This window comes from Pseudomonas sp. UF-293, assembly GCF_058245595.1.
This window is the reverse complement of sequence record NZ_JBSICA010000045.1, coordinates 26,114-34,192: the sequence shown is the minus strand read 5'-3', so window position 1 is coordinate 34,192 and position 8,079 is coordinate 26,114. Positions and strand designations below refer to the sequence as shown.

General features: G+C 60.5%; 11 protein-coding genes. 4 read left to right on the top strand and 7 right to left on the bottom strand.

Going from position 1 to position 8,079, the window contains the following annotated elements; all coding sequences use genetic code 11:
• Nucleotides 1-95 precede the first annotated feature (95 nt).
• Nucleotides 96-992: a LysR family transcriptional regulator gene (locus AC4IHP_RS26640; RefSeq protein WP_490833159.1), complete on the bottom strand. Its 897-nt coding sequence runs from the start codon at nt 990-992 to the stop codon at nt 96-98.
• A 121-nt stretch (nt 993-1,113) separates the two neighbouring features.
• Here AC4IHP_RS26640 and AC4IHP_RS26635 point away from each other — a divergent pair, with 121 nt between their 5' ends.
• Nucleotides 1,114-1,872, top strand: coding sequence for an SDR family NAD(P)-dependent oxidoreductase (locus tag AC4IHP_RS26635; RefSeq protein ID WP_490833158.1), 759 nt, complete (start codon nt 1,114-1,116; stop codon nt 1,870-1,872).
• Between the two features lie 128 nt (nt 1,873-2,000).
• Here AC4IHP_RS26635 and AC4IHP_RS26630 read toward each other — a convergent pair whose 3' ends face one another.
• A complete protein-coding gene (locus tag AC4IHP_RS26630) occupies nt 2,001-2,438 on the bottom strand; it encodes a multidrug/biocide efflux PACE transporter (protein ID WP_460120903.1) in 438 nt (145 codons plus the stop codon).
• Between the two features lie 89 nt (nt 2,439-2,527).
• Between AC4IHP_RS26630 and AC4IHP_RS26625 the strand changes: the two genes are divergently transcribed.
• The gene (locus AC4IHP_RS26625; protein WP_460120906.1) at nt 2,528-3,382 is read left to right on the top strand and encodes a LysR family transcriptional regulator; all 855 of its coding nucleotides are present in this window, start codon (nt 2,528-2,530) and stop codon (nt 3,380-3,382) included.
• 185 nt (nt 3,383-3,567) lie between these two features.
• Here the strand turns inward: AC4IHP_RS26625 and AC4IHP_RS26620 are convergent, their stop codons facing one another.
• The 3 genes from AC4IHP_RS26620 to AC4IHP_RS26610 are packed head-to-tail and all read right to left on the bottom strand — an operon-like array spanning nt 3,568 to nt 5,600.
• On the bottom strand, nt 3,568-4,797 hold the full coding sequence (locus AC4IHP_RS26620; RefSeq protein WP_490833157.1) for an RNA polymerase sigma factor: 1,230 nt from the start codon (nt 4,795-4,797) through the stop codon (nt 3,568-3,570).
• Nucleotides 4,790-5,134: a YciI family protein gene (locus AC4IHP_RS26615; RefSeq protein ID WP_039758054.1), complete on the bottom strand. Its 345-nt coding sequence runs from the start codon at nt 5,132-5,134 to the stop codon at nt 4,790-4,792. Before AC4IHP_RS26615 ends, AC4IHP_RS26620 begins: the two co-directional genes overlap by 8 nt.
• A gap of 40 nt (nt 5,135-5,174) precedes the next feature.
• Nucleotides 5,175-5,600 carry a YybH family protein gene (locus AC4IHP_RS26610; protein ID WP_024014040.1) on the bottom strand — a complete coding sequence of 142 codons (426 nt, stop codon included), beginning with the start codon at nt 5,598-5,600 and terminating at the stop codon, nt 5,175-5,177.
• A 142-nt stretch (nt 5,601-5,742) separates the two neighbouring features.
• On the opposite strand from AC4IHP_RS26610, the gene AC4IHP_RS26605 reads away from it, so the two are divergent.
• On the top strand, nt 5,743-6,228 hold the full coding sequence (locus AC4IHP_RS26605) for a GNAT family N-acetyltransferase (RefSeq protein WP_490833156.1): 486 nt from the start codon (nt 5,743-5,745) through the stop codon (nt 6,226-6,228).
• 18 nt (nt 6,229-6,246) lie between these two features.
• Complete coding sequence (locus tag AC4IHP_RS26600; RefSeq protein WP_490833155.1) at nt 6,247-6,852, top strand: pyridoxamine 5'-phosphate oxidase family protein; 606 nt, start codon at nt 6,247-6,249, stop codon at nt 6,850-6,852.
• Between the two features lie 122 nt (nt 6,853-6,974).
• Here AC4IHP_RS26600 and AC4IHP_RS26595 read toward each other — a convergent pair whose 3' ends face one another.
• Both AC4IHP_RS26595 and AC4IHP_RS26590 read right to left on the bottom strand, forming a co-directional pair.
• On the bottom strand, nt 6,975-7,463 hold the full coding sequence (locus tag AC4IHP_RS26595) for a GNAT family N-acetyltransferase (RefSeq protein ID WP_016773555.1): 489 nt from the start codon (nt 7,461-7,463) through the stop codon (nt 6,975-6,977).
• An 88-nt stretch (nt 7,464-7,551) separates the two neighbouring features.
• Nucleotides 7,552-8,037 (bottom strand): GyrI-like domain-containing protein, encoded by a 486-nt coding sequence (locus AC4IHP_RS26590; RefSeq protein ID WP_490833154.1) that lies wholly within the window; start codon nt 8,035-8,037, stop codon nt 7,552-7,554.
• Nucleotides 8,038-8,079: the final 42 nt, after the last annotated feature.

Genomic DNA, 8,079 nt, shown 5'->3' with positions numbered 1-8,079 from the left:
TGCTCGCGAAGGCGGTGTGTCAGGTGATACAGATGCGTCCGACAAACCGCCTTCGCGAGCAAGCCCGCTCCCACATTTGACTCGGTTTGGGTCAGTCAGAGCGTTGAGCGGACCACATCGCTGAGCCAATCCATGAACACCCGCACCCGCAGCGGCAAATGTCGTTGGCGCGCATACAACAATGAAATCGCCATCGGCGGTGCGGTGTATTGCGGCAGTACGGTCAGCAGTTGGCCATTTTCCAGATGCGGTTGCATGCCGGTGCGCGGTACCTGGGTCAGGCCGAAACCGCCCAGGCACGCCGCTTCGTAGGCATCGGTGCTGTTGACCGTGACACTGCCAGCCATCGCCACGCGCCGCACCTCGCGGTTTTCCTCATAGACGAACCCCTCCGAACGCGAGCCCAGTACGCCGACGTAATGCACCAGCCGATGCTGCGCCAGATCCTCCAGCGACTGCGGCACGCCGTAGCGTTGCAGATAAGCGGGACTGGCGCAGTTGACCATCGGGAAATCGCCGAGATGCCGGGCGACCACCGACTGATCCGGCTGCGCGCCGATGCGCAACACGCAGTCGAAACCCTCGCTGAGCAGATCGACACGGCGATCGGTGCTGCTGATTTCCATCTGCAGATTCGGGTGGCGATCCATGAATTCCGGCAGGCGCGGCATGATCAACCGTCGCGCGAGGATGTTCGGCATATCGACGCGGATGCGCCCGGTCAGCGACGCCTCGTCCTGACGAAAAAGCCCTTCGATCTCATCCATGTGCGAAAGCAAGTCCTTGCTGCGCTCATACAGCACCAGGCCGTCCTGAGTGGCCTGCACCTTGCGCGTGGTGCGCTGCAACAGCCGCGTGCCGAGCAAGGCTTCGAGTTCCTGCACTTGCTCGGACACGGTGGAACGCGGCAGGCCGAGGCTTTCACCGGCGAGGGTGAAACTCGACAGTTCGCTGACCCTGACGAATGTTCGCAGCAGTTCAAGTTTGTTCATGAAAAGCCCCGGTGATTGTTCGGCTGAGCCGATCAGTGATTCCGCTTTTGCTGTGTTTATCACCTCAGGGCGGATAAATAAACTTCTTCCATCCCCACTCAACGCAATCGAGGAAGTCCGCATGAATCGCAAAATCGCATTGATCACTGGCGCCAGTCGTGGCCTCGGCCGAAGCGCCGCCCTGCACCTCGCCGCGCAAGGCATCGACATCATCGGCACCTATAACAGCCGCGCTGACGAAGCGCAGACTCTGGTCAGCGAATTACAGGCACTCGGCGCGAACGCGGCGATGCTGCAACTGGACGTCGGCCGCAGCGAAAACTTTGCCGCGTTTGCCGCGCAGGTTGAACAGGTATTGGGGCAAACCTTTGAGCGTCAGCGCTTTGATTTCCTGATCAACAATGCCGGCATCGGCGTGCACGCGCTGTTCAGCGAAACCACGCCGGAGCAGTTCGATCTGCTGATGAACGTACAGTTGAAAGGACCGTTTTTCCTGACTCAGCAACTGCTGCCACTGATCAACGACGGTGAGCGCATCGTCAATGTCTCCAGTGGCCTGACCCGCTTCAGCCTGCCGGGGTACAGCGCTTATGCGGCAATGAAAGGTGCGATGGAAGTGCTGACCCGCTATCAAGCGAAGGAGCTCGGCGCGCGGCAGATTGGCGTGAACATTCTGGCGCCGGGTGCGATTGAAACCGATTTTGGCGGCGGCGCGGTGCGCGACAACAGTGCCGTCAACGCGATGGTCGCCAGCAACACTGCGCTGGGTCGTGTGGGGCTGCCGGATGATATTGGCGGCGCATTGGCGCTGCTGCTGTCAGAGGGCGGACAGTGGATCAACGGTCAGCGGGTCGAGGCATCCGGCGGCATGTTTCTCTGACTTCAAACACCGAATCTGCAGGAGCTGCCGAAGGCTCGGGCCGCGATCGGACGATCTTTTGACTTTGATTTTTCAAAAACAAGATCAAAAGATCGCAGCGTTCCGCAGCTCCTACAGGAGGATCGGCGTCAGGTTCCATAGGTGCGGCGCGCGATGAAGCGCTCGCGCAGTACGTCATAGCCCCAGTGATAGACGTAGGTGTACGGCAGGAAAAACAGCAGCACGCCGATGTCGAGCAACAACGCCTGCCACAGGCTGACCGACAGCCACCAGGCAATCAGCGGCACGCCCATCACGATCAGCCCACCTTCGAACAGCAACGCATGCACTACACGGACCCACGCGTTGTGCGCGAGATTCATCCGCGCCAATGCACGGTCGAAGAAACGGTTGAACACCACGTTCCACGCCAGCGCCAACAGCGCAATCAATACGGTCACCGCGCCCATGTCGAGCAGCGGCTTTTGCATGATCCATGCGAGCAGCGGCGTGCAGATCAAGATCGCGAGAAACTCGAAACCAACCGCCTGGAAAACACGTTCGGTGATGGACTTGTGGGCAGTCATGGCTTGACTCCTTGTTTGACGATGGTTGCCATGATCCAACCGAATACCGATACTTCATAACCAATAACCATCGATCAGGGCGATAGTTCATGGCTTCCCAGGAAGTGCTGCTGGCGTTTGTCCAGGCGGCGACGCAAGGCTCGTTTTCCGCAGCGGCGCGTAAATTGGGCCGCAGTCAATCGACCATCAGCGCGGCGGTCGCCAGTCTGGAAATCGATCTTGACCTGCAACTGTTCGACCGCAGCAGCCGCAAACCGACACTCACCCCTGCCGGCCACGTGATGCTGCAGAAAGCCGAGGCGATTCTGGCCGCGACCAGTCGCCTGGAAATGAGCGCACGGCAATTGGCCCAAGGTGTGGAACCGAAGCTGACCGTGGCGATTTCCGATACCTATCAGTCCTATCGTTTCGAGGCGGCACTGGTGGGTTTCGAGCAGCGTTACCCGGAGCTGGAGCTGGAATGTCTGATTGCCGAATGTGACGACCTGATCGAACTGGTGCAGCGCGGTCGAGCGCATCTGGCCTTCGCGGAAATGCAGGACAACTACCCGCCGGACCTGGTGACCTCGACCGTGGCCGAGCGCACGGAGATTGCCCTGTTCGTCAGCCGCGAGCATCCATTGGCCAAGCTTGAGCATGTCGACCAGCAGATCCTCGAGCAACATCGCGAGTTGCGCCTGGCGACCATCGTTAATCCGTATGACAGCCGTGGTAAAGGCCGGGTGTGGTCGGCGCCGAGTTATCTGATGTTGCTGGAGATGGCTGAAAAAGGCTTTGGCTGGGCACCGCTGCCGAGGTGGCTGGTGCAGCGTTATGCCAATGATTCGCTGATTGAGCTGAATGTGCGCGGCTGGCCGAAACCGGTGTTTGTCGACGCCCTGTGGTCGCGCTTGTATCCGCCGGGGCCGGCGGGGAGTTGGTTGCTCAGCAAGATGCTTGAATAAGCGGTGCTGCCATTCGCGAGCAGGCTCGCTCCCACACTTGAAATGCGCTCACCTGTGGGAGCGAGCCTTCCAAAAAAAGGAATGCGCTCACCTGTGGGAGCGAGCCTTCCAAAAAGAGCAATGCAATCACCTGTGGGAGCGAGCCTGCTCGCGAAAGGGCCAGCCGCACCGACTCAGCTTCCAGATCAACCCAGGCCCCTCAGGCGCCCCTCGATAAACCGCCGCTCCGGCGCCTGCCGCGTCAGCTCCAGCGCGCGAAGATAAGCGCTACGCGCCTCCTCGACCCGCCCCAACTGCCGGCAAAACTCCGCCCGCGCCGAATGCGCCAAGTGGTAATCCTGCAACTCCCCACGCGCCAAAATCCCTTCTACCAACAACAACCCGGCCAACGCCCCATCACGCTTGGCCACCGCCACCGCCCGGTTCAGCTCGATCACCGGCGACGGCACCGCGCGCAGCAGCACGTCATACAGACCGACAATCTGCTCCCAGTCCGTTTCCGCCGCCGACGGCGCTTCGGCATGCACCGCTGCAATCGCCGCTTGCAGGCAATAGGGTCCGAAACGCCGCGTACTCAGGGCGCGCTCCACCAGCGCGCAGCCTTCAGCCATCAACCCGGCATCCCACAACGAGCGATCCTGATCGTCGAGCAACACCAGTTCACCGCTCGGCGAGGTGCGTGCCGGCCGGCGTGATTCGTGCAGCAACATCAGCGCCAGCAAACCCATGACTTCCGGCTCCGGCAGCAACTCCATCAGCAAGCGCCCCAGCCGAATCGCTTCGCGCGTCAGGTCCTCGCGGGTCAGCTCGGCGCCGACCGAAGCCGAATAGCCTTCGTTGAACACCAGATAAATCACCCGCAACACGCTGTCGAGGCGCTCGGGCAATTCGTTCAGAGTGGGCACTTGATAAGGGATTTTCGCGTCGCGGATCTTGGCTTTGGCGCGGACGATGCGCTGGGCAATCGCCGCCGGCGCCGAGAGAAAAGCACGGGCGATTTCCTCGGTGGTGAGGTCGCAGACTTCGCGCAAGGTCAGCGGCACCTGCGCATCTGCGGCCAGTGCCGGGTGGCAGCAGGTGAAGATCAGCCGCAAGCGATCGTCTTCCACGTCTTCGCCACTCCAGTCAGCCTGTTCCAGCTCATCGAGCTGCGCCAGCAGCAACGGTTGCGACGCCTTGAACCGCGCGCGCCGACGCAACACATCGATGGCTTTGAAACGCCCGGTCGAGACCAGCCAGGTACGCGGGTTATCCGGCACGCCGTCGCGCTGCCAGCGCTCGACCGCGACGAAGAACGCCTCGTGCAAGGCCTCTTCGGCGAGGTCGAAATCACCGAGCAGGCGGATCAGCGTGGCCAGAATCCGCCGCGAATCCTCGCGGTAGACCTGCTCGACCCGCGCCCTGACGTCAGACATTCAACTGCCGCACCGGGCGCACTTCAACGCTACCGACCCGGGCTGCCGGAATGTTGCCGGCAACCTGGATGGCTTCGTTGAGATCCTTGGCATCGATCAGGTAGAAACCGGCCAGTTGCTCTTTGGTTTCAGCGAAAGGCCCGTCGGTGATCGACACCTTGCCGTTGCGCATGCGTACCGTGGTGGCGGTCTCCACCGATTCCAGCGCTTCGGCGGCGATCATCCGCCCGCTGCCCTGAATCGACTCGGCGTAGGCCCAGCATTCGGCGTCCTCCGGGCTGTCCGGCGAGGTGTGCAGCAGGCGTTCATCGCTGTAGACCAGGCATAGGTATTTCATGGTGATCTCCTGATTCGAACGGATCAACTATGGCTGAAGATCAGGGGGTTACATCAAACAGCGTCGCGCCGCTCATCGGATCGAACGGTGCCGACCAATGCTCGTGGGCAATCTTCCACGCCCCGCCGACCTGCCGATAACATGCAGTCACGCGCATCCAGCAGCTCTGGGTTTCACCCTTGTCGTTGGTGCCGCCGCAATTGGCCACCCAGTGCGCGAAAGCGATGTTGTCGGCGCTTTCGATGGCGATTTCGTGGAACTCGAAGATGTGCGGGCCGGGGCACATTTCCATGCACTCGACCCAGTGCGCGCGGTACGCCGCTTTGCCTTTGAATTGCAGGGCCTTGATCGCATCGAACGAGACGATGTCGTCGGCGTACAGGGCCATGACTTTCTCGACGTCCTTGGCCATCACTGCTTCGCGGTAGGTGTTGATCAGGGTCTGGATTTCGCTTTGTGCGCTCATGGTGTTCTCCGTGGTTTTTGTTGTGAAGACACCTTTAGTCGTTTGCCCAATGCGCAGATCGACAGGGCAAACAAAAAAAATTCACCGACGACAATGTCGCTAGAATCCGAGGTTCACTCCTTGTAGGAAAAAGGAAATTCCCGTGTCAGCCCAACTCGTGCCTTACGACAGCCTCAGCCCTTTGCAGCGTGAGCAAGTCGCGGCGATTGAAATCCACCCCGAGCAAATCAAGTTCTCCGGTGACATCCACGGAGCCTTGCACACCCTGCTGTCGAAACCCGGCCCCGGCGTGAAAGGTTTTGCCCTGCTGGCGGACGACGTACCGGTGGCGTTTCTGCTGCTCAAGCGCCCGCCGGTATTGCCCGACTGGGCCGACGAACACAGCGCCACATTGCATGCTCTGCAGGTCGATCGGCGCGCGCAAGGCAAAGGCTACGGCAAGGCCTGCCTGCAAGCACTGCCCGCAATCGCGCGCCAGGCCTGGCCGGGAATCAAGGGGCTGGAATTGTCAGTGGATGCCGACAATGAGGCGGCGATTGCGTTGTACGCCAAGCATGGCTACGTCGACAGCGGCGAAGCGTACAAGGGCCGGATCGGTTACGAGCGGCGGATGGGGCTGTTTTTTTAGATCGTAGAGGGATGCAGGATGATCGATTCAATCGAAGCACTGGAAGCCATTTACGGCCAACCCCACGAACGTGCCGTGCGCAAGCAGATCGGCTTTCTCAACGAGGATTATCAAGCGATGGTACGGCTGTCGCCGCTGGTGATCGTCAGCTCGATCGGCGCCGACGGCCTGGACAATTCGCCGCGCGGTGACAAGGCCGGGTTCGTGCGGATTCTGGACGAACGCACATTGGCCTTGCCGGATCGCCCGGGCAACAACCGCATCGATACTCTGCGCAATGTGCTGCACGATTCGCGGGTGTCGCTGCTGTTCATCATTCCCGGGATCGGCGAGACATTGCGGGTCAATGGCACGGCCTTGATCAGCGATGAACCGGCAATGCTTGAGAGTTTTGCGGTGAATGGCAAACCGGCGAAAACCGTGTTGCTGGTGACGGTGGACGCAGCGTTCTTTCACTGCTCGAAAGCCTTTGTGCGCTCGGATGCGTGGAATCCCGAAACGCACCAGCCGCGCTCGGCGCTGCCGTCTGCTGGCGCGTTTCACAAGCGCCTGAATGATGGCCAGTTCGACGCCGACACCTACGATCGTGAAGCGCCGAAACGGGTGCTCGATAGCCTCTACTGACCCACCGCAATCTAATGTGGGAACGGGCTTGCTCGCGAAGGCGGTGTGTCATGTAAATTGATGTTGATTGACCCAGCGCTTTCGCGAGCAAGCCCGCTCCCACAAGGGATCTCCACGGGCCGTTACAGGGTCAGGATCATCTCGTGCCACGCCATGCCGCCGTGGTCGGATTCGGACGGTTTGATGTAGGCAAAACCGAAACCTGCGTATAGCGCGATGTGCTGTTCCTTGCACATCAGATGAATTGTCGCTTTGTCCATGGCGCGCATGCGCTCGATGAACTCGCCGAGCAGGCGCTTGGCCAGGCCCTGGCCTTGGTAATCCGGGTGCACCACCACCGACATGATCACCACGTTCGGGCCTTTCGGGTCGTGGCCGATCAGTTCCTTGAAGGCCTCGTCGGACATCTGCACGTCAAACGCCGCGCCGGAATTGATGAAACCGGCGACCACGCCGTCCACCTCGGCGACGATGAAGCCGTCCGGCCAGGTGGCGATGCGCGTGGCGATCTTTTCGCGGGTGGCGGCTTCGTCGCCTTCATAGGCGACGGTTTCGATGGCGTAGCAGCGGTCGAGGTCGGCGGCGCTGACGTTGCGGATCACGGTGTTCATGGCAGCTCAAAAATCTGTGCAAACAAGGCCCGCCAGCATAAAGCAGAACCATCGGGGCGGACATGCTCCGCCTCGATTGTTAAGCCGCTCAGGCCTTGATCGGCAGCCAGATTTCCAGCGTGCCAGTGTTGAGTTTCGGGTTGTAATCCTCGCTGTAGCGCTCGAATTCCGGGGCGTCCGCCGCTTCGTAACCGGACTGCGGCAGCCAAGTATTCCAGATGTACTGGAAGGTGTCGGGGAGTTGCGTCAGTGATCCCTTGTGCTCGAACACTGCGTATTGCTGCGGTTGGATTTCAACCCAGCGGTATTTTTCAGGCAGGTCGTCGAGTTTGTCGATCTGCACACCGGCGATGTATTCGAAACCGCCCTCGCCGTCCGCGTTGCAGCAAACGCCGTAGGTCACTTCGTTGACTTGCGCGGGGATTTTTCCCAAGTGCGGGATCAGTTTTTCCCACAACGCGGGAATGTCTTCGGTGGTTTGCTGAGTGAACCGCCCGCCGAAACCGGCAATCAGCAGAAACTGCCCATGTTCGAAGCGAGGTTCGGCTATTTCGACGCGTTTCTGTTCATCCATGACGCGACTCCTCAGAACGGAAAAGTGGGTTCGGCTGGGAGT

Excerpts from the sequence above, each read along its gene's own strand:
- AC4IHP_RS26640 (WP_490833159.1), bottom strand. The coding sequence starts at position 992 with ATGAACAAACTTGAACTGCTGCGAACATTCGTCAGGGTCAGCGAACTG.
- AC4IHP_RS26635 (WP_490833158.1), top strand. The coding sequence starts at position 1,114 with ATGAATCGCAAAATCGCATTGATCACTGGCGCCAGTCGTGGCCTCGGC.
- AC4IHP_RS26630 (WP_460120903.1), bottom strand. The coding sequence starts at position 2,438 with ATGACTGCCCACAAGTCCATCACCGAACGTGTTTTCCAGGCGGTTGGT.
- AC4IHP_RS26625 (WP_460120906.1), top strand. The coding sequence starts at position 2,528 with ATGGCTTCCCAGGAAGTGCTGCTGGCGTTTGTCCAGGCGGCGACGCAA.
- AC4IHP_RS26620 (WP_490833157.1), bottom strand. The coding sequence starts at position 4,797 with ATGTCTGACGTCAGGGCGCGGGTCGAGCAGGTCTACCGCGAGGATTCG.
- AC4IHP_RS26615 (WP_039758054.1), bottom strand. The coding sequence starts at position 5,134 with ATGAAATACCTATGCCTGGTCTACAGCGATGAACGCCTGCTGCACACC.
- AC4IHP_RS26610 (WP_024014040.1), bottom strand. The coding sequence starts at position 5,600 with ATGAGCGCACAAAGCGAAATCCAGACCCTGATCAACACCTACCGCGAA.
- AC4IHP_RS26600 (WP_490833155.1), top strand. The coding sequence starts at position 6,247 with ATGATCGATTCAATCGAAGCACTGGAAGCCATTTACGGCCAACCCCAC.
- AC4IHP_RS26595 (WP_016773555.1), bottom strand. The coding sequence starts at position 7,463 with ATGAACACCGTGATCCGCAACGTCAGCGCCGCCGACCTCGACCGCTGC.
- AC4IHP_RS26590 (WP_490833154.1), bottom strand. The coding sequence starts at position 8,037 with ATGGATGAACAGAAACGCGTCGAAATAGCCGAACCTCGCTTCGAACAT.